This window comes from Maribacter sedimenticola, from assembly GCF_900188415.1.
GTDB classification, from domain to species: Bacteria; Bacteroidota; Bacteroidia; order Flavobacteriales; family Flavobacteriaceae; genus Maribacter; species Maribacter sedimenticola.
On the sequence record NZ_FZNV01000003.1, the window covers coordinates 753,639 to 776,522 of the forward strand.

The 22,884-nt window shown below is 40.1% G+C and carries 8 protein-coding genes; 5 read left to right on the forward strand and 3 right to left on the reverse strand.

Going from position 1 to position 22,884, the window contains the following annotated elements; translation table 11 throughout:
- Positions 1–62: 62 nt before the first annotated feature.
- A complete protein-coding gene (locus tag CHB68_RS12605; RefSeq protein WP_317043824.1) occupies positions 63–392 on the reverse strand; it encodes a bleomycin resistance protein in 330 nt (109 codons plus the stop codon).
- Positions 393–624: 232 nt separating this feature from the next.
- Between CHB68_RS12605 and CHB68_RS12610 the strand changes: the two genes are divergently transcribed.
- Entirely contained in the window at positions 625–1,554 is a 930-nt protein-coding gene (locus CHB68_RS12610; protein WP_089261226.1) for an SPFH domain-containing protein, read from the forward strand.
- A 144-nt stretch (positions 1,555–1,698) separates the two neighbouring features.
- Here CHB68_RS12610 and CHB68_RS12615 read toward each other — a convergent pair whose 3' ends face one another.
- Positions 1,699–3,384, reverse strand: coding sequence for a glutamine--tRNA ligase/YqeY domain fusion protein (locus CHB68_RS12615; protein WP_089261227.1), 1,686 nt, complete (start codon positions 3,382–3,384; stop codon positions 1,699–1,701).
- Between the two features lie 225 nt (positions 3,385–3,609).
- Here CHB68_RS12615 and CHB68_RS12620 point away from each other — a divergent pair, with 225 nt between their 5' ends.
- The gene (locus CHB68_RS12620; protein ID WP_245838931.1) at positions 3,610–5,856 is read left to right on the forward strand and encodes a T9SS type B sorting domain-containing protein; all 2,247 of its coding nucleotides are present in this window, start codon (positions 3,610–3,612) and stop codon (positions 5,854–5,856) included.
- A gap of 7 nt (positions 5,857–5,863) precedes the next feature.
- Positions 5,864–8,059: a PorP/SprF family type IX secretion system membrane protein gene (locus CHB68_RS12625; protein WP_089261228.1), complete on the forward strand. Its 2,196-nt coding sequence runs from the start codon at positions 5,864–5,866 to the stop codon at positions 8,057–8,059.
- 1,174 nt (positions 8,060–9,233) lie between these two features.
- Here the strand turns inward: CHB68_RS12625 and CHB68_RS12630 are convergent.
- Positions 9,234–10,226 (reverse strand): tetratricopeptide repeat protein, encoded by a 993-nt coding sequence (locus CHB68_RS12630; protein ID WP_143815206.1) that lies wholly within the window; start codon positions 10,224–10,226, stop codon positions 9,234–9,236.
- Between the two features lie 535 nt (positions 10,227–10,761).
- On the opposite strand from CHB68_RS12630, the gene CHB68_RS12635 reads away from it, so the two are divergent.
- Together CHB68_RS12635 and CHB68_RS18750 are read left to right on the forward strand one after the other, a co-directional pair.
- Entirely contained in the window at positions 10,762–18,027 is a 7,266-nt protein-coding gene (locus CHB68_RS12635; protein ID WP_218822502.1) for a hypothetical protein, read from the forward strand.
- A 28-nt stretch (positions 18,028–18,055) separates the two neighbouring features.
- Positions 18,056–22,884, forward strand: a 4,829-nt coding sequence (locus CHB68_RS18750; RefSeq protein ID WP_245838934.1) for a SprB repeat-containing protein, incomplete at its 3' end; no start/stop codon positions are given.

Consider the following 22,884-nt stretch of genomic DNA (forward strand, 5'->3'; position numbering starts at 1 on the left):
AACTTAACCCCGTAGGATAAGGCAGCTGTTACAGCTGCCTTATCTATTTATACTAAGTGGTATTAAATATTGCTTTGACCAAATGTCAACAAATTATTATCCGGATCTAAAAGGGAAAACTCCTTTTGTCCCCAAGGTCTTATCCCTAGTTTTCCATTGGGATGTATTGATACTCGCCGCTCTAATAGCAAACGGTATATTTCGTCTATTGCATTGGTTCTGATGTAGATTTGGCCATAATTATCTTTAGGATTTAAATCTTTAAATAGAAAAAAATGTAATTCGACCGCATCTTTCTTAAGCATAAGATAATCAGGATATTCTTGGGTGCCTATTTCTTCAAAACCAAGAGATTTTATATAGTATGATTTGGTCATTGTCTTATTTCGCATGGGCAACTTTGGATGAACCGTTATTAACATAAGTACAGGTATTGTGAGTGATAAAAGATACTTTAAATATAGTTTAAAGTGGTTTAGCTTGATGTTTTAATTATAACTGGCAAAATAAGATGTCAAGTATATAACTTAAAGAAATACAGGGGTGTAACAAATACGGACATTTAGCTACTTATATTAAGAAGGGTTTCTGTATCTTCCAGTATTAACTATAAAATTAATAATTATGGGCTCATTTATTTGGATTCCGATAGCGTTTCTTGTCATTTTCACCGTGCTATCCGGTGTATTTATTGTAAAACAGCAGACAGCGGTATTAATTGAGACATTTGGTAGGTTTACCAGTGTCCGTCATTCCGGAATCCAGTTTAAGATTCCATTCGTACAAAGGATAGCGGCAAGAATAGGTCTAAAAATTCAGCAGCTTGATGTGATTATAGAAACAAAAACCTTGGACGATGTTTTTGTGAAACTTAAGGTTTCCGTGCAGTATGTGGTTATCAGGGAAAAGGTATACGATGCATTTTATAAGCTTGAATATCCACATGAACAAATTACTTCCTATGTATTTGATGTAGTAAGGGCCGAGGTTCCTAAAATGAAGTTGGATGATGTTTTTGTACGCAAAGATGATATCGCCATAGCGGTAAAATCAGAATTACAGGATGCCATGCTAGATTATGGTTATGATATTATAAAGACCTTAGTGACGGATATTGACCCGGATGCGCAGGTTAAAGAAGCAATGAACCGCATAAACGCTTCTGAACGTCAAAAAACAGCAGCGCAATTTGAAGGGGATGCCGCACGTATCTTAATTGTAGAAAAAGCAAAGGCAGAAGCGGAAAGCAAGCGGTTACAAGGGCAAGGTATAGCCGATCAAAGAAGGGAAATAGCAAGGGGACTTGAAGAATCCGTAGAAGTATTGAACAAAGTGGGTATAAACTCACAGGAAGCCTCTGCTCTGATCGTGGTAACACAACATTATGACACGCTTCAGAGTATTGGGGAAGAAACAAATACCAACCTGATTTTATTGCCCAATTCCCCACAAGCGGGAAGTGATATGCTGAACAATATGGTGGCAAGTTTTACCGCAAGTAATATGATAGGGGAAAGCATGAAAAAAACGAACAAGCCAAAGCCTAAGGAATAAGGATTAGTATTATACCTGTACAATAGAAAGACTCAAAGAGTTTGTTGGTCGTACAAGTACACATATAGAAAGAGGCCATTAAACATTATGCTTAATGGCCTCTTGCATTTCATTTTATTATAGTGCAAACGTTTTGAAATCTACCTATTTTTTATCCTGTATTTTAGCCCATGAATCCCTAAGCCCTACTGTTCTATTAAAAACCAATAGGTTGTCGTTACTATCTGGGTCAACACAGAAATAACCTAAACGTTGAAACTGAAAACGGTCGCCTATAGCAGCATTTTTTAGAGCTGGTTCTACATAACCTGTAATAATGCTCAAGGAATCTGGATTAATAAATTCCAAAAAATCCTTATCCTTGTGGGTATCCGGACTTTCATCGGTAAATAAACGGTCATATAACCTTACTTCGGTCTTAATTGCATGTGCTATTGACACCCAGTGCAAAGTACCCTTTACCCTTCTTAAACTTTCTTCGGTACCACTTCCACTTTTACTTTTAGGGTCGTAAGTACATTGTACCTCTACAATATTCCCGTCGGTATCTTTAGTACAGCTCTCCGCCTTAATAATATATCCGTTTTTTAGTCGAACTTCTCCTCCCAACTTTAAACGGAAGAATTTTTTATTAGCTTCTTCTTTAAAATCGTCCTGCTCAATATATAATTCCCTAGAAAATGGTACTTGCCTTGATCCGGCATGCTCGTCTTCTGGAGAGTTTTCGGCCTCTAACCATTCCGTTTGTCCTTCAGGATAATTAGTAATTACCAATTTTAATGGATTTAAAACCCCCATTACCCTATGGGTGGTCTTATTTAAATGTTCCCTTATTGTAAATTCCAACAAGGAAACGTCAATAAGATTGTCTCTTTTGGCGATTCCGATAGTGTCCACAAAGTTGCGAATGGATTCAGGAGTATATCCTCTTCTGCGCAATCCAGAAATCGTCGGCATTCTTGGATCGTCCCATCCGTTTACAAAACCTTGCTCTACCAATTGTAACAACTTTCGTTTGCTAACAACCGTATGACTAAGGTTTCTACGCGCAAATTCACGCTGTTTAGGCCGTATCTTACCAGGCTCATAAACCTGGTCCAAAAACCAATTGTATAATTCACGGTGCATTGCAAACTCTAGCGTACAAAATGAGTGGGATACTTGCTCAATATAATCGCTTTCGCCATGGGTCCAATCATACATAGGGTAAATACACCAATCGGTATTTGTCCTATGGTGCGCCTTATGTAAGACCCGGTACATGATAGGGTCTCTCATTAACATATTTGATGAGGACATATCTATTTTAGCTCTAAGTACATGAGTGCCCTCACCAAATTCACCGCGTTTCATTTGATCAAAAAGGGATAAATTTTCTTCAATGGACCGATTTCTATTTGGACTATTGGTGCCAGGTTCTGTTGGTGTACCTTTTTGGTCGGCCATTTCTTCAGATGATTGATCATCTACATAAGCTTTTCCTTCCTTGATTAAAATAATGGCCCAATCATATAATTGTTGGAAATAATCAGACGCATACCGTTCGGTATCCCACGAGAAGCCCAGCCATTCCACATCTTTTTTAATGGCATCAACATACTCTTGTTCTTCTTTTGCCGGATTGGTATCGTCAAACCTCAGATTTACAGGTGCATTATACCGTAAACCTAAACCAAAATTTAAGCAAATGGAACTTGCATGACCAATGTGCAAATATCCATTTGGTTCTGGGGGAAATCTAAAACGTAGATCCTCTCTTCCATAGCCATTTGCAAGGTCTTCCTCTACTATTTGTTCAATAAAATTCAAAGACTTTGATGTCTCGTTCATGTCGTTTAATTTCAGTCTACAAAAGTAGCAAAATTGACTTAACTTAAAGGTTTAAATATAACTGACCTTATTTTAAATGACTTTCACAACAGAAATGTTCCTTCCGACAACATAAAATTCCATTTCGTCGGTAATATTGACATATTTGACTATGAATTGTAGGTGAAGTAAATAATTTATTAACCGACTTTTCAACCGTAGTGGCCCCCAAAACTACAAATACTTATGAAAAACTTGACCAGAAATTACATGTTTAGCGCATTGCTAATGCTGTTTGGAGCTCTCCAACTATCAGCACAGGCAATAGTGATCAATGCACCGGAACCTGCGGATAACCCAAATTTATCCGGTAATTCCCCATGGACATCCGTTTGTGCGGGAAATGGAGGATTTAATGATTATTATGTGAATATCACATGGGCCGGTACCGCAAATGCCGCCAACCAATTTATATTGGAGCTTTCAGATGCTTCGGGTAATTTTGGGTCTGCAACCGAATTGCTTGTCATAACCGACAAAAATTCAGTTAAAAACTTTGACGTTAATTTTGCAATCCCTACCGATACTAGAGGACAAGGGTACAAATTACGTGTAAGAAGTACTGATCCGGTTAAGGTTGGTGCAGAATCAGAAGCGTTCAATATGTACTATATGGATGTAACCAGTAGTCTTAACATTAGTGAGATAGGCGATGGTATTCCTCCCGGAAGTGTTTGCAGTACGGGACCCATAACATTACAAGTTGATAATATTCCCAATCCAGAAACCTATCAGTATATTTGGTATCGTAGTGGTACCGAAATTAGTGGTGAAAAAGGACATACCTTATTCGTTACGCAATCCGGTATGTATAATGCCTATGTTGATTATGGCCCTTCTTGTACAGGTTCTGGTAATACAGATTCTAACATTGTTGATGTTAGTATTGGGGCATCTGGTAACGGAATTGCTATAAATGCACCAACAAAAACTTCATTATGTAGTACAGATATAGAAACCCTAAGTATTAATACTACCGACCCCTCTTGGAATTATCAATGGTATAAAGATGGTACGGCCATTACCGGTGCAATTGCATCTACCTATTCCGTAAACGCTTCCAATAATGGGTTTGAGGGTGATTATGTCGTTGAAATTTCCGGAACCGGTATTTGTAACGAACAATCGGCACCTATTACCATTTCCAATGCAGATGCATTCACCGTGACCATACAAAACGATACGGATCTGGTATTATTACCTTCACAAACCCATACTTTAACGGTTGCTACAACGGCAAATACTCCAAACTTTAAGTGGTTTAAGGACGGCGTTGAACTTAATGGCCAAACTTCTGATAACTTAACGATAACACAAGCAGGTTCATATTATGCTGAAGTTACCCAAACAGGTGGTTCTTGTGCGGTCACTAGCAAGAATTCTGAGATGGTAAACGTGGTAAGTCCAGAATCATTTAGCATAACAATTACTTATAACGATTCCTATAATGCATGTGAATCTACTTCCATTAATTTGGGTGTGGAGCGTATCAACGCAATTGCGGAGGATGGCTCTACTACAGATGTAACCTCAGCATTAATAGATGCATTTACTTACCAATGGGAAAAAGATAATGTAGCGATTAACGGAGCCAATGGGCAGACGGTTAGTATTGGCTCTAATAGTGAGAACGGAGTCTATGGACTTTCGGCAAGTATTGAAACGTTCAATGCTACATCCAATTCCTTGACAGTACAACTACTGACCAACGAAACCTTGTCCATAGCTAGTTCGGGAACAGTATTTTGTGCTATGGGTGAAGCCATTACGTTATCTACGGACACTGATCTGAGTGAAGGGAATTTCAACTGGCAATTAAACGGCGCTTCCATAAATACGAGCGACACTTCATTGAGCGTGACTGAAACTGGCATATATCAACTGGTGTTAGATCGCGATGGATGTTCTTTGGTCTCCAATGAAATAACAATCTCACCAATGGACGAGAACTTGATTACCATTGATGAAGGTTCAGATATTGTGCTAACGGAAGGATCAACAAAAACAATAACCGCTAGCGGAGGTACAAGTTATAGATGGTTGAACACCAACAATGAAGAACTAAGTGCATCCAACAGCTTGTCACTTACGGAGCCGGGCAGTTATACCTTAATTGCTAGCATAGATAATTGCGACGTTGTAAAACAAGTGGAGGTGTCCTTATTGGATACATTTAAGGTTCCTAACGTAATTACCGTAAATGGAGATGGTATCAACGATCAATGGATAATTCCTAATTCCTACTCTAACAAACCGGATATCAATGTTATCATATATAACGAACAAGGCCAAGAAGTAATTAATGAATTTGGCTATAAAAATAATTGGCCGCAGTCAGCCACTGCGTTCACCAAACAAAATATGGTGTTTTATTATAAGATAAGAAACGCCAGTGATGTCCTTAAACAAGGAACAATCACAGTAATACGTTAAGCCCACCATGCTAAAGAAAAGTGTTTTATACCTATTGTTATTTTTGTTCGCCGTTGTAAAAATGGTTGCTCAGGAAGATAGTCCATTTGTGGCCTATGATGTACCTGCACAGAACTTATTGAAGTATAACAGGTTTTTGATCAACCCAACGTTTTCTACGGTTAGGGAAGATAAATCCTATATTAACCTGCTGCACAGAAATCAATCCGTTCAGTTTGATGACAATAACCAAAACTACTTTTTAAGCTATAGTGGTCGTATTAGTGATCGAACTGGTTTAGGATTGAGCCTATATTCCCAAAGAATGGGAACCTTAAGTAACTTTGGTGTCTTGGCCAACTATGCCTATGGTATTAAACTTAACGATAAAAGCAACTTTACTTTTGGAGCCAATGTTTCTTACTATAATAGCGGTTTTGACCAAGGTAGGGCTTCTACGGTAGAAGAAGATCCATTCTTGGCCGGTTTACAAGATCAAAATCTCATTTCTTTTCAACCTGGTTTCAACTTGTCCTATGGTAAATTTGATGTAGGAATGTTTGCTGAAAATCTGTTTGATTATAATATTAAGACCAGTGAGTCCTTAACAGCGTTTAAAGACAAAACCTTTTCGGGCCATTTACAATATACCCATCAGTTTCAAAATCAATCAGGTATTTTGGAAGAAGGTAGGTTGTTGCCTTTGGCACGTGTTAGAAAGATAGGGGAAGAAGATGTTACATTAGGCGGTAGTTTAATATTGGATTTACCAAAATTAGGGTGGATTCAAGGTGGCTATGATAGCTTCTATGGCGCAGCGGCAGGTGTAGGTTTTAATTTAAACCGAAGAGTATCTTTAGGATATACCATGGAAAAAGGGCTGTCCAATAATTTTGATAATTTTGGATTGACCCATGAGATTTCCTTTGCCTATTCCTTTACCCCCAACCTTACCGAGGACAGGGTTATGTTAGAGGACGATTTTGAAGATGAACTGGTAAATAACGACCTGGAGCCCGAGAATCTTGCCACCAATGAAGAGGTAGCTATACTAAAACAAAAATTGGCAGAAAATGATGCCATTATAGAGGAATTGATGTTTCGTCAAGATTCAATTGAAAATGCAAGACAAAGCGACCTAGAGCGTCGTTTTGAAATGGTCATGCGTATGGTAAGAAACGAAACCAATGGCAATAGACCAGACTTGGAGAAAAAGGCAAAGGACCTATTTATGAATAAAACGGACAATACCAATATAGCCTCTGTTGATAAACCTATTTCTCCTCAAGAGGATAGAGTTGCTTTTGCGGAAAGTCCTAAGGATAATGTTCAGGAACCGGCTTCTATACAAGAAAAAGAGGCTACTACCACCGGTATGGAATCTGCGCTTTCTCAAAATGAAGCATCACCAAAAGTACTTAAACCTGTAAAGGAAATTAGTTCCCAGACCAACGAGGTAAACAAGTTGCAACATACACAACCTAAAGATGCCGTAGCGATCAACAATCGTACTACGACAACCGGCACTCGCCAAGAATCCGCTCAGGACAAGGTAAAGAGCAGAAGGTTCAAGGACCTGCCCAATGTTAAGGATGGCTATTATGTAGTTGCCAATGTATATAAAGGGGGCAAGTATATGGATAAGTTTTTGGGTTCTTTAAACGAACAAGGTATAGATGCGGATGTTATTGATAATCCCAACAACGGCCTTAAATATGTTTACCTACAACGATTTGAAACTTTTGAGGAGGCCATGGCGGCCCATGATTCCAATTTAAACGGAAGGTATGACGGTAAGATGTGGATAATGAACGTAGATAATAGATATACAAACGATGCTTATGTTAGTAACGTTAAAAAGATTCAGCAAAAATCCTCAAAGTATGATGATACTATTCTTTCAAAGAATGTAGTTGTGAAAGATAACGTGGCGGCAAATGATATCAAATCCAAATCTTATGTTATTGAAGGTGCAGGGTCTGGCTATTATCTAATTGCAAATGTCTTTGCAAACCCTAACAATGCAAAACGTTTTGTACAACTTTTAAATTCCTTTGGTCTTAGTGCCAGCTATTTCATCAATCCTGAGAATAATTATAGATATGTCTATTTAAAAAAGCATGATTCATGGACCAATGCTTTAATCTCATACTATTCTAAACTCAATGATGCGTATAATGAAAAGATGTGGATTATGCGTGTAAACGAGGAACATATGGCATGATCCTGACAAAGATCTAAACCGAACGTTCAACACCTTCCAAAGCATAATTTTCATTATCACTAAACAATTAACTCTTTTCCAATTATAAACAGCACTCTTTATCAAAGCTGTTCACAACCTTTAGGACCTTATACTAAAATTCAGTTACAGGGAACTAAGATTGCGAATGCTCAGTATAGTATCACGGTCCATTTCCTACCGTATTTTAGTAATATAAATTAACCCTATACATCATTATTTATTGATAGTTAAAGGTTGTGATCAGAAGGATATTTATATTTTTAAACCTTTTTGATTGGTACTATTCCGTTTAATAAATTATTATGCGAGTTAATTTACATCCCAAACGATACTACCATATCACCACTATATAGCAGCGTGTCATTTAACCTTTAATTGCGCATTTTGGCTATATAACTTTAGTGCAAAGACCTATGATGCTCAAAAGCTTTTTTAAAGGCAATGTAAGGGTGTAATTATAACTCTAACATGCTTTTGATTTAACGGTCTAAAAGGCAGCTCACCACCTTTTTAATCATAGCAGAAAGATAATGTTGGGGCATAGTATATTGCGTTGTTTAAAAGGGCTCTTTTAAACCCGCCAAATTATTGTAACGTGCAACAACACGTTACACAACTTAGAATTAAAATCATTAAGATTTTTATAAACCTGCAGTTCTACTCCTATAATGTTTTGATACAGGTCTTAAAATCTGTTTGGAGATTGGACAATACGCTCATTCAATAAAATGACACCAATAACAACAACTCCAACACCAATAGTTTTACTATTTAAGTACTTCATAGAGCTCCATTTGGTGGTTCATAATTCTTATCAGAGAGATTAGAAATATTCAATTATTGCACATTTAAATAAATGTTAATGAAAAGGACATTTGGTAGTAAAACGTTTAACTAACTATTTGCACATGGTTTTTGATTTAATTACCGAATTTGAAGCAAGTTTCAATATTTTGAAAAGAGTTATTTAAGGCTATAATAATAATAATTGAACCAATTATGTTATATCCCGTTCCATTAATTAATTCCATTTTTATTGAAAGATATCGGTTAAAGCATAATGAGCTGTAGACTTTTCCAAAGGAAAACGCCTACCTGTATAATATGATCGTTATTTTAATCAATCAAAAAAACACAATGTAGTGTAGGTAGGTTACTTGCAGAACTTTAACAGGAAATTTCTAAAGTTAAAATCATGTTCATCACCTACAATTCTAAAACTTTCGCAAGCTTTTTCAATTTTTCCAGTTGCCAAATAGGAAATCCCTAAATTTCTTGACATGTCCCTAAGCATTATATGGGTAAATTCGTTTTCCGAAATCGCTATATCCAACGCTTGTTCATAAAAATCAATTGCCGAAATGAAATCAAGGGTTTTATAATAATCATCTGCTTTTTTTACATGATGATAAAAGTCCCAGTTTTCTTTTTTTATAAAGTATTTGCCTTGTTCAAAAAAATTAAACTTTTGTACAATTAAAATATCTTTTCCCGTACTGTTTTTCCAATATTTTTCTGAATCCTGAACGACTTTCCTAAAGGATTTGTCGAAGCTTTTGTTTATTCCCTGCTCTACCATAATATCCAGAATTTCATTATTTCTGGTTAAAACGAACGAACCCTTAAATTGATGTCTTTGTGCACTAGTCTTTGAGTAGTTAGATATAGATTTCCGCAGATAGTTTGAAAAAGAGGTTTCGTAATAAAATTCAGGATTTAAGCTAAACGACCGATGAAAGATAGTATCATTTCCTTTGATAAAATAGGTTTCTTGATACAAGTTGTTTTCAATCAAAAAATCACTTTTTCTTAAAAAATAATAACTTAATTCATCACCATGCTCCTTTAACACTAAAAATTTATTATCAAATGAAAAGCTAAACTTTCTAAATCCTATATGAAGTTCAGAATTCAAAACAGTATACTTACTGGGAACTCCCTTTTCTTCATAATTAATGGATATATACGCTTTTCCCGAAGTAAATTCATAAGATAGAAAAGATGCGAACAAAGGATGATTAACCTCTAAATCCTTTCCATCTTGGTAGACCACTTTATGACAAAACCACTTGCCTTCAAGAGAATTTTTGCAGTAAAGATTTGAAATGGAAACCAGAAAAATTACAATAAAAAGTTTTTGGTTCAAACTAGTTGAGTTTAATGCTATGGAATATTTGGTCATAAAGGTATCAAATCTTTAAACTTTCGTGTTTAATCCCCAAAATAAACAATTGATAATTCATGCGCTTTTTAATCAAATCAACCCTTTTTTTTGCTGATTTAAAGGTACATTTTACCTGTATTGCGTTTTATGTACAGTTGGTGTTTGCACTGCAATTTTCTTCCATTTAGGTCGCTAAATTTAACTTTTACCATGGCTATTGGAACATTGTTGGTTTAAATAAATTACCTCAAAAGAAGAATCTTAATGATCGGTCAAATGCACTAAATAGGGCATAAAATGGGTATTTACTAAAAATCAAACCCATTTTTATTGCGGTTTCACAACAGAAACAGAACATACCACAACATTAAATTTCCTAGCTAATTACTATAGTGAATATTTGTTATTGGAGAATTCCACAGATTTTGGGTTAAACCAGCGCGTGAACTTCCCCACTATTAAATAGCACATGACCAAACTGATTGTTTTTTTTGATTTTACTAAGCGTTCTTCACTTATGGGAAAAATTTTCTCCAAAGGTTTGTTTTTCATTTTATTCTTGTTGTTGGGTTTCAACACAGCGTATTCTCAAGTAAAAAGAGATTTTGCGGTGCGTTATGAAGCTGATATTCGCGGAGAGATAACTTTTATTGCGAACAACATCGTCAACCGTTATATACCAGAATCCTCAGGTAGAAGGTGGGTATGGAGAAATGGCCGTTGGAGAAGGGAAAACTTTACTATTCCAGAGGTATCACCTAATGATCCATACAACGATACTCGAGGTGCATCTAGTGCAAACGACTCATTTGATATGCGTTATATTGATGTAGATGGGGACTCTTCTACCTTTAGCTCAAGTAGCGCTACACTTAATATTCCGGACTATGAATGTTCAATGATACGTTATGCCGGTCTTTATTGGTCAGCGGTTTATACCAACGCCGACCGTAGTAATATTGATGAAATAAAATTTAGGGTTCCAGGTGGTGCATATCAGGATATAGCAGCGGACGATGAACTTTTTGACGGTTATAATGATATAGATTTTGGATATTATGCGCCTTACGCATATTATAAGGATATTACCTCCATAGTATCGGCATTGCCAAACCCAAATGGGGAGTATTTTGTAGCCAATGTACGGGCAGATAATAGCCGTACGGTCAGTGGTGGTATTTCCGGTGGTTGGAAAATGGTCGTAGTATATGAAAACCCAAATTTACCAGGGGATAAATTCATAACCACCTTTGATGGATATGCGGGAATAAAATCTGGCGAAAGTGTAGATATTCCTATCAGCGGATATACAACATTACCCGCTCCTTTTCCTGTGTATGCCAATATGGGTGTGGCCGCTTTGGAAGGAGATAATGTAATTGATGGAGATGCATTGCAGATCAATGCCAATGGGTCTTTTACCACCTTATCGAACGGTGAGAACCCTGCCAACAACTTCTTCAATTCAAGTATCACTATTAACGATGTTCCTTACACCAACAGAAATCCAAATAGTATAAACACCTTGGGTTGGGATGTAGATTATTTTGAAATTCCTAACGGCGGAGTCAACAATACCATTATTCCTAATGGATCAACCAGTGCTACGCTAAGAGCCACTTCCTCTCAAGACAAATATGATATCTTTTTTGCTTCGTTTGATGTGGATATCATTGCACCTAATATTGTGTTGGAAAAAAGGGTTCAGACGCCAGGTGGTGTAGATATAACAGGTCAAGGTGTTAATTTAGGTCAAACCTTGGATTATGTGCTGACTTTTGAGAATATTGGTAACGATGATGGGGTAGGCTATACTATAAGAGACGTACTTCCTGTTAATGTCTCTCCGCCAAACGGACGTAGTTTTTTCAATGCTTCTGATTTTTCGTACCCAGATGGAGTTACCTATACGTATGACCCCTTAACTCGTGAGATTATTTTTTCTGTCCCGGACAGATACGTAGAAGATGAGGATTCTGAATATTCCATTCGTTTTCGTGTACAAGTAGCGGAAAACTGTTTTGACTTCGTAAACGCATGTTCTGATTTAATTGAAAATGTGGCCTATGGTACCTATCGTGGAGAAAATAATTCTGCAATGGTAACGGACGACCCCAGTGTAAGTGAATTTAACTCATGTGGTTTTACGGTTCCAGGTGCTACTAATTTCCTTTTGGACGACCTTAGTGCTTGTAGCTTTGACAGAACGGTTACCTTATGTGGTGCAAATACAATTTTGACAGCGGGACAAGGTTTCGACTCTTACGTATGGTATCAGGACACCAATGGTAATGGGGAACTGGACAGTTTGGATGTTGAAATTAATGATGGTGACCCAGATAATGACCCAAGTACGCAAGTAGTTACTACTCCTGGTGTTTATATCGTAGATAAAATTGTTGCCGCACCTTGTATTGGTTACCAAGAAGTCATTACGGTTGAACCCTTTGGTTCTGGTAATATACCCAATCCTGTTACCGAATATTTTAATGAAGTTAATAACGATAGTGATCCTTCAAATGACATACCTGGAGAAATTGTTAATTGTACTATAGACAATTCTTTCATCCCAAAGATTTTCTTGTGCGGTATTAATGATTCTCAACCATTAGCGGTAAATATTGTAGATGCCCAAAGTGTTAGCTGGGAATTGTTGGACGAAGGCAGTTGTGCTCCGGTTGGCGAGGATTGTGCCAATAAAGCACTTACCTGTAATTGGACGGAAGTTGGCACTGGAAGTAACTTCCTATTAAATGCTCCTGGAGAATATAGATTATCCGTTATCAATAGAAACGGATGTATCAGCCGCTATTATTTTAAAGGGTTCCAGAACAATTTGGATATAGATTACACCAATAGGGATATTGTTTGTAATACAGACGGTAATATTACCATAACCAACTTGGGCAGTGGATATGGTTACCAGTTGATAGACAATGAAACCAATAACATTCTTGTTCCGTTTAGCGCAAACAATGGTCCAAGTTTTGACTTTTCTTCTGGCGAGAACGGTTCTTATAGGGTAGAGGTTACACCTACGGACATCAATGGAGATGTAATACCAAACGCCTGTGTTTTTACTACGGAAGTAATAGGTATTTTAGATAGAGACGTTACCTATAATGTTAATGTAACTCCAGAATTCTGTTACGAACTAGGGTCTATCAATTTACAGATCAATAATGCGGATGCGGTATATAACTACGAAATTAGAATAGATGATGGAAGTAATGGAGGATTAGGCACTCTTTTGGACAGTGAAAATGGACAAACGGACAACAATTTTACCTTTACGGATTTAAGTGCAGGGGACTATATTGCTTTAATTTCAACCGCAGATGGTTGTTCATATAGTGAGAATGTTACTATTGTGGATAACAATGACCTAACATTAAGTGCAAGGGTTTCTCAACATATTACTTGTAGGGAAGGTAATATCCAAATGGATTCTGATGGGGGCACAACGCCACATACCTATGCAATCTGGTCATATGTAGATGAATCAGGAAATACGGTAACCTCATATCCTTCGTATGCAGATATACCTGCAACCAATTTTCAGACAAGTCAAATTTTCGACATTTTAGACCCGGGGAACTATACGTTTGTAGTGTTAGATAGAAATGGGTGTTACCAAGTGTCCAACACTGTTGAAATAGAATTTCAACCTGCAGCGGAATTTAACGCCACTACTGTAGTGGATGTTAACTGTTTTGGGGATGCTAGCGGTAGAATACAATATAATTTAATTGATAATAACGGTTATCAATTAACCTTTTCCTTATTTGATGCCGACGACCAACCTCTTGGCGAGAACGGCACGGGTAATTTTTCAAATTTACCGGCAGGGGATTATCGTGTATTGATCAACCAAAGAAGAGGTAGTGCTTCTTGTGATTATGAGGAAAACTATACCATTGGTTCGCCCGCTTCGGCAGTGCAGGGAGATGCTGTTTTGATTCAAGATTATACTTGTGTTCAAGAGGGGATTATTGAAGCACAGAACGTAACCGGTGGTGTTGCCCCTTATGAGTATAGTATTGATGGCGTAAACTTTATTCCAGATACGGTAGCTAATGCAAATCGTTTTGAAAATCTAGTAGATGGCAATTACTATATTACCGTTAGAGACGCCAATGGATGTACTTTCAGAACCAATGTTATACTAATAGATGCACCAAACCCGCCAACGGATTTAAATATAACGGCATCTCAGATTGCTTGTCCTGATCAAACGGTAGACCTTAGGGTATCCGCTACAAATGGTTCAGCTCCTTTTACGTATGCCATTGTTGCCCCAACTGTAATAAACCCCACAAGTACCGTAGGCAATGAAGCTAATTTTGACGGACTGGCACCAGACACCTATACGGTAAGGGTTACAGATACTGATGGCTGTTTCTATGAAGAAAATTATACGATAAACGGTATAAACCCCATATCGGCTTCTGGAACTACCGTTCAACCTGTTTCTTGTTTTGGAGCAACAGATGGCAGCATTCGTTTTAATGTAACTTTCCAAAGCGGACAAAACTTCACATATTCCATTACAGGCCCATCCGGTTTTACCAGCAATGGAGGAACACAAGCGGTAATCAACAATTTAAATAATTTGGAGGCTGGAGACTATGTAATAAACATTACGGATACCGCTACAAATTGTACGTATACTACCACCCATGAACTGGAAGGACCTGCATCTGCATTGGCTATTACATCAATTAATGAAACACAACCTACTTGTCTAACAGATGGTGGTGTTAGTATTACCGCTACAGGTGGATGGGGTGGTTACTCCTTTTCATTGAACAACCCAGATGGTTCATCGTTTGGTACAAATGGTACAGGTAATTTCAACGGATTGACCCAACCGGGAACGTATAATGGAACATTAACGGATTCCAATAATTGCGCAATACCGTTCTCATTTACATTAGATTCCGCAATAGCACCTGTCCTAGTTGTTACTCCAAACCAAGATTGTTTTGATAGTTCTACACTTTTGACCTTGACGGCAAATGTAACTTCAGGAGGTGACGGAAATTTTGAATATAGCATTAACGGAGCACCTTTTACAACAAACAACGTATTCTCCAATTTATCTTCAGGAACATATACAATAGATGTAAGGGATGGTAAAAACTGTACGGATACAGAAACAATCGTTGTCAATCCAGAGCTAACGGTTACCGCCAGTGCGGGCTACATTACCGCCTGTGGTTCTGCCACTGATGTGGCGATCGCCGGAGCGGGCGGTGACGGCAACTATGTCTACGCGGTAGTGGACAACGGCACTACGCCCACATCGGGCGACTTTGTGCCCAACAGCACAATCTCGGTTACGGGTACGGGCGACTATGACGTCTATGTAAGGGACAACGGCGGCAGCGCCGGTTTCTGCGAGAGCGTATACGCCATTACGATCGACCAGGACCTGCCGTTGGCACTGACGATCTCGAACACCGCGGTACTCTGTAGCGGGGACAGCCAGTCCACCTTGACGATTATGGCAAGTGGCGGGGAAGGTCCGTTTACCTATAGTATAGACAACGGCGCAAGCTATGTTTCGCAGAACACGTTCAACAACCTTGGCGCCGGTTCGTACAACATCCGTGTCAGGGACGCCAACCTTTGCGAGATAGGGGAAATCCATACGATCACGGAGCCCTTCAACCTGTCCGCCTCTGCCGCTGTAGCAGCATTGGTGGAGTGCAACCCTACACAGGGCGCGGAGGTCCGTATCACGAACGCACAGGGAGGTACCGCACCGTACAGCTATAGCTTTGACGGTGGCGGAACGTATACTTCCAGTCCCATAGGATACCTATTGGCAGGCAACCATACGGTATACGTCCGTGACGCCAACAACTGTACGTTCCCAATGGACATTACGGTAGACCCGGCCCCTGCACCTCCCACATTGTCTGCAACGGTGGATTACCTTTGTGACGGCGACGGCACGGTTACGGTGACCCCGAGCAGCAGCGATTTCGACTACACCTATAGCATCGACGGTAGCCCCAATAGTCCGGCTACCTCCAATATATTCAACAACGTACCTGCTGGTCCGCACACCATAGATGTTACCTATGTAAGTACATTGGCTCCGGCAGAAAGTATACTATTACAGGAAGATTTTGGTTCCGGACCCAATACCAGTATACCACAGATAGACCCTGCTTATTGTTACGAACCACAAGACGGTAGCGCAAGCTTATGTGGTTTTGGAACCGACACCCATATTCAAGATGGAGAGTATTCCGTAACAAGTGTTATTACCAATCCTTACAATCCGTGGAGAAGTCCTAATGACCATACCGGTAATGCCAATGGGCGATATTTGGCGATCAATGTTGGTGGTGCAGCTGGTGTTGGTGGTATTGTATATGCAAAACGCGGTGTAGAAGTTATCCCAAATAGAGATGTAACGGTTTCATTATATGCATTCAATATATTTAGAAATGGACAATCCGGAGGGGATCCAACCATTGAAATCGAATTGGTTGATTTGGGCGGTAATGTAATTGCTAGTACTGCAACGGGTAATATTCCTAAGAACAATAATGCGGATGATTGGCATAATTATAGCGTAACACTTGATCCCGGTGCAAATACAAACTTGGATATTGTTATAAGAACCAAATCCGCTGTAATTCAAGGTAATGATATTGCAATTGATGACATACTTGCTTTCCAAATCCCAGAACAATGTCCGGGAACCACAAGTATAGATGTAATCGTAGAGGACGGAAATGCTTTCGAGGCATCTATAATAGGCTATGAGGACCTTGACTGTAACGCGGACGGTTCTGGCTCTATTACTTTTGAGGTAGAGAACTTTGGTCCTGGAGGGTTTGAGTATAGTTTTACAAGTGACTTTAGTTCTATTCTTGGAAGTACTACGGTATCTCCACAGACGATATCATCACTTTCTGCCGGTAATTATACCATTTACGTTAGGGAGGCAGGCAGTACTAATCCTGGTTGTAGTACAAGTATAAGTCAAGTTATCAACGAACCTTCGGTGGTGGTTGCGGACGCATCTCAGACACAACCCTATACCTGTAATAATGGAGGGGCAATTATAACCGCTAGCGCATTGGGCGGTACACCTGGATATACATATCAATTAGAAAATAATGCTGGAAGCATATTGACCGCTTACCAAACCGGTACAACTTTTGGCGGATTAACGGCAGGCACCTATAGGGTTCGTGTTATGGACGCAAACGGATGTACGGATCTAATAGATAACCCTATCACGATTACGGCACCAATTATTCCCGTTTTTACCTTAAATGAAACAGCTTGCTATAGTGGTGGTAATGATGCAACTATTCAAGTTAATGTTACGGATGGTAATGGGGATTATCAATTTAGGATCAATGGAGGAACATGGGTGGTACCATCTCCAGTCAATTCAACTACATACACATTTAACGGATTATCACAAGGAACATACACGATAGAGGTCACAGATGCTTATGGTTGTGATAGTGCATCTCAATCCATTACCATAGAACCTCAATTAACGGTTACCGCCAGTGCGGGCACCCAGTACACACGGCAACTATGTCTACGCGGTAGTGGACAACGGCACTACGCCCACATCGGGCGACTTTGTGCCCAACAGCACAATCTCGGTTACGGGTACGGGCGACTACGACGTCTATGTAAGGGACAACGGCGGCAGCGCCGATTTCTGCGAGAGCGTATACGCCATCACGATCGACCAGGACCTGCCGTTGGCACTGACGATCTCGAACACCGCGGTACTCTGTAGCGGGGACAGCCAGTCCACCTTGACGATTATGGCAAGTGGCGGGGAAGGTCCGTATACCTATAGTATAGACAACGGCGCAAGCTATGTTTCGCAGAACACGTTCAACAACCTTGGCGCCGGTTCGTACAACATCCGTGTCAGGGACGCCAACCTTTGCGAGATAGGGGAAATCCATACGATTACGGAGCCCCTTAACCTTTCGGCCTCTGCCGCTGTAGCCGAGTTGGTGGAGTGCAACCCTACTCAGGGCGCGGAGGTCCGTATCACTAACGCCCATGGAGGTACCGCACCGTACAGCTATAGCTTTGACGGTGGCGGAACGTATACTTCCAGTCCCATAGGATACCTATTGGCGGGCAACCATACGGTATACGTCCGTGACGCCAACAACTGTACGTTCCCAATGGACATTACGGTAGACCCGGCCCCTGCACCTCCCACATTGTCTGCAACGGTGGATTACCTTTGTGACGGCGACGGCACGGTAACGGTGACCCCGAGCAGCAGCGATTTCGACTACACCTATAGTATCGACGGTAGCCCCAACAGTCCGGCTACCTCCAATATATTCAACAACGTACCTGCAGGTCCGCACACCATAGATGTTACTTATTTAAGTACCATTGCACCAGCAGAAAGCACCTTATTGACTGAAGATTTTGGTACCGGACCCAATACCAGTATACCACAGATAGACCCTGCTTATTGTTACGAGCCTGGCGATGGAAGTACTAGCGCCTGTAGTATTGGTGATGCTCGTTTATTTGATGGAGAATATACGGTTACAAGTGCGTTAGCACCTTTACATGCCACATGGATCAGTCCTAATGACCATACCGGTAATGCCAATGGGCGATATTTGGCGATCAATGTTGGTGGTGTTGTTGGTGTTGGTGGTATTGTATATTCTAAAAGGAACGTTGAGGTATTACCTAACCAGGATATTACTATTTCCTTTTGGGCATTGAACTTATTGCGCACTGGCACCTCTGGAGGAGACCCTAGCATGCAAATAGAATTAGTGGATGGTAGTGGAAATATTATTGCCAGCTCATCTACGGCGGGCAGTGTTCCTAAAAATAATGGCCCGGATGATTGGCATAATTATTCTGTCTCACTAAACCCCGGAGCAAATACAAACCTGGATATAATCTTCAGAACGAACTCTGCAGTTCTTGACGGAAATGATATTGCTATAGATGATCTTTTGGCAACCCAGCCACCGGCAAGATGTCCGGGAACAACAAGTATTGACGTAATCGTAGAGGACGGAAATGCTTTCGAGGCATCTATAATAGGCTATGAGGACCTTGACTGTAACGCGGACGGTTCTGGTGCGATTACTTTTGAGGTAGAGAACTTTGGTATAGGTGGATTTGAATATAGTTTTGATAGCGGTTTTGCCACTATAGATGGTAGTGATACCGTTTCGCCATACACAATAACAGGTTTGGCTGCTGGCAACTATACTATATATGTAAGGGAAGCCGGAAGTACAAATCCTGGATGTAGGGTTTCCATATCCCAAACCATATCGGAGCCGGCCATCGTTACTTTTTCGGAAACCGTTGTGCAGCCAACTTGTGTAGATGGTGGTTCGGTTACCATAACAGCTTCTGGCGGAACGGCAGGTTATACGTATCAAATTGAAGAACCAAATGGAAATATTGTAGGGCCACAAAGTGAAAATATCTTCACTGGCCTTAATGAAATAGGAATACATACCATTACCGTTACGGATACTAATGGATGTACCGCTACGGATACCTTTACCTTGAACACACCGGTGAACCCTGTTATCAGTATTGACCCTAGTTCAGATTTATGTTATGATTCTTCCAACCCAGGTTCGGCTACCGTGGTTATCGGTGGATCTGGAGGATTGGCCCCCTATGTATTTAGAATGAATTCGGGCCCTTATAGAACTTCCAATACATTTGCGAACTTAACACCTGGCAATTATACATTTGAAATTAGGGATGCCAATGGATGTACGGATGATTTAATGTTTACCATAGAACCTCAGTTGACGGCAAACATAGTTTTATCAAAGGATATTGATTGTACTGTATCGCCTGATGCTATCTTGGATTTACAGGTAAACGGAGGTTATTCGCCATTTACATATGAGTTAAATATAGATAACGGCGGTTACACTTCATATACAGGTACTTTTCCATTTACCACAAATACTCCCGGATTATATAGATTTAGGGTAACGGATAGCCAAGGATGTGTTGCAGAATCAAATGAAGTAACTGTAACGGCAGTCGTTAATCCTTTGGCTACGGAGACGATTACTGACCCCACATGTAACGGCGACTCTAATGGTATTGTAGAAATTAATATTGACCCTGCTTACGGATCTTCTCCTTATGAGATTAGTTTTAACGGCAGTCCCTTCACCAGTCAAAGGGTTTATCCAGGATTGGCCGCTGGCACTTATACATATACCCTTAGGGATAGTAAGAGTTGTACATACACCCAAACCATTACTGTTAATGACCCAGTATTGTTTGATGCCAATGTTGTAGCTACGGATGTTAGTTGTGGTGGATCTGGTGATATTCCCGGAAGAATTGATATTAATATAACCAGTGGTGGGGTACCTAATTTTACCTATACGTTATATGATAATCAGAATAATATTGTAGTTACAACAGGTCCTAATCCAATAGTAAATACATCTGCAACTACCGCTTCGTTTGAGGGACTTGATTTTGGAGATTATTATGTTAGGGTATTGGATGCCAATGGTTGTGAGTTTTATCAAAATCCTGTTAGGGTTCTTTCCAATCCATATTTAACAGTAGATGCACTTGTGCCTGCTGTTAGCTGTGCCACAGGTGGGTCGGTAGAATTATTGGCCAGTGGCGGGTCTGGTAATTATGATTTTACCATTTATGGGGCAGGAACCGCTCCGACAACAGAAATCCCAGGACCTGGAACAGGGGAGGAAACAGCTACATATAATGGGCTTAATCCTGGTCAGTCCTATGTTTTCCAGGTTATTGATACAGATACTAATTGTTCTAGTTACGTAGAGGTGGACATACCGCCACTTTCTGCCATTGATGTAGTTGCAGACCCAGTAGTCAATGATGTCGCATGTTATGGCGATACCAATGGATCTATCGCATTTCAGATAGAAGGCTTTGATTCTGGGGTTAGTTCAATCTACTATGAAATAAGGGAGTCTATATCCAATACGCCTTTAGTAGGTGCATATTCAGGTACAATTTCAGGTACTACAGGACCTGGACCAACACCTGTGGAAACCGTATCTGCTATTCCTCCGGGAGATTATGTATTGTTTTTTAGGGAGGATAGCGCTCCAGACTGTACCAATACATTTGAGTTCAGGATTATAGAACCTAATCCGGTTACCCTCAACCTAGTGGATCAAAATAATGGGTATTGTTCAGAAAATGCCAATATCACTGTTATTGCAGGTGGTGGTAATGGTTCGTATACTTATGCTTATATGGAAAATGGGGTAACACCTGCAGCCTCAGATTATGAAACAAGCAATTATAAAGAATTAGATCTTGCAGTAAATACAGATTGGGATGTTTATGTCATTGATGGAAACGGATGTGCTGCAAGCTCTCATTTAGACATTACAATAGCAGAAGATCCTTCACCGCTTATATCTGCTGTAGTTGTAAACCAGTGTGCAGCAAATGAAGGTGAGTTTATCGTAGAGGTTACTTTGGACGGCGAAGGAATTCAACCATATACGCTAAGTGTTAATAGTGGTTCTTACCAATCTTCAACGCTGACAACATTGGGTACTACCCATCAGTTTTCAAACTTGAGTTCTGGCAACTATACTATTGATATACGTGATTTCAACGGTTGTGGAAATCAGGTTGCCTTGGAAATTTTTAAACCTTCCAATATAACTGCGGAGGTTCAGGCGCAACCAACTTGTTTAGGAGGTGATGGTGCTATCTTGATAACGGCATATGGAGGTTCAGGAGCCTATGAGTATGAGCTTTTCTTCTTTGGCGGAGCATCTGTTGAAGGGCGTAAACTAACCCCGCTATTCTCTAGTTTAGATCCAGGAATGTACACTGCGGCAATTTATGATTTAGACCCTAGATATACAGGGTGTAGCGCATTGGTAGATATTGAGTTAGAAGTACCAACGGCTGTAGACTTTACTACTTCCGTAACGGATGTTACTTGTTTTGGAGGAAATGATGGCAGTATTGTTGTTAGTTTGGACCCTACTATGGATAACCCTCCATATACATATCAATTGCTGATTGATCCAACTCCTGTATTGCCTTATGACGCTTTACGAATGTTACCTCAAGGGGCGGCGCAATCATCCAACATCTTCAATAATCTTTCAGCTAACGATGCATATTATGTAAGAGTTTATTCTGACAGAGGATGTTTCTTGGACAGACCGGTAACCATTTCCGAGCCGGACGAGATATTGAACGTAAGCGCTAGTGTTGTTGAATTCGGCTGTAGTGTCGGCAATAACGATAACAATGCCACGGTAACGGTCAACGGCGGCATTACGGGCGGTAGCGGCAATTATGTAATCTATGAGTTCATCGATAGCGCCTCCAACGTTGTACAGTCGGGCGCCTCCAACGTGCTGACGGTAACGGACAGAACCGGTGAGAGCTATACGATAAACGTATACGACGATAACGGATGTTCCGGCAGCACTACCGCTACGGTACTACCTTTCGACGAGATGACCGGGGCTTCCGCTGCGGTGACCACTACGGAGACCTGTGCGCCCGGATCTGAGGGCGAGATCACCGTTACGGCGACGTCCACAGCGGGCGACGACACGAGGTACGAGTACAGTATCGACAACGGTGCCACCTATGT

Bases quoted from the DNA above. Each gene is read 5' to 3' on its own strand.
- CHB68_RS12605 (WP_317043824.1), bottom strand. From the start codon at position 392: ATGCGAAATAAGACAATGACCAAATCATACTATATAAAATCTCTTGGT.
- CHB68_RS12610 (WP_089261226.1), top strand. From the start codon at position 625: ATGGGCTCATTTATTTGGATTCCGATAGCGTTTCTTGTCATTTTCACC.
- CHB68_RS12615 (WP_089261227.1), bottom strand. From the start codon at position 3,384: ATGAACGAGACATCAAAGTCTTTGAATTTTATTGAACAAATAGTAGAG.
- CHB68_RS12620 (WP_245838931.1), top strand. From the start codon at position 3,610: ATGAAAAACTTGACCAGAAATTACATGTTTAGCGCATTGCTAATGCTG.
- CHB68_RS12625 (WP_089261228.1), top strand. From the start codon at position 5,864: ATGCTAAAGAAAAGTGTTTTATACCTATTGTTATTTTTGTTCGCCGTT.
- CHB68_RS12635 (WP_218822502.1), top strand. From the start codon at position 10,762: ATGGGAAAAATTTTCTCCAAAGGTTTGTTTTTCATTTTATTCTTGTTG.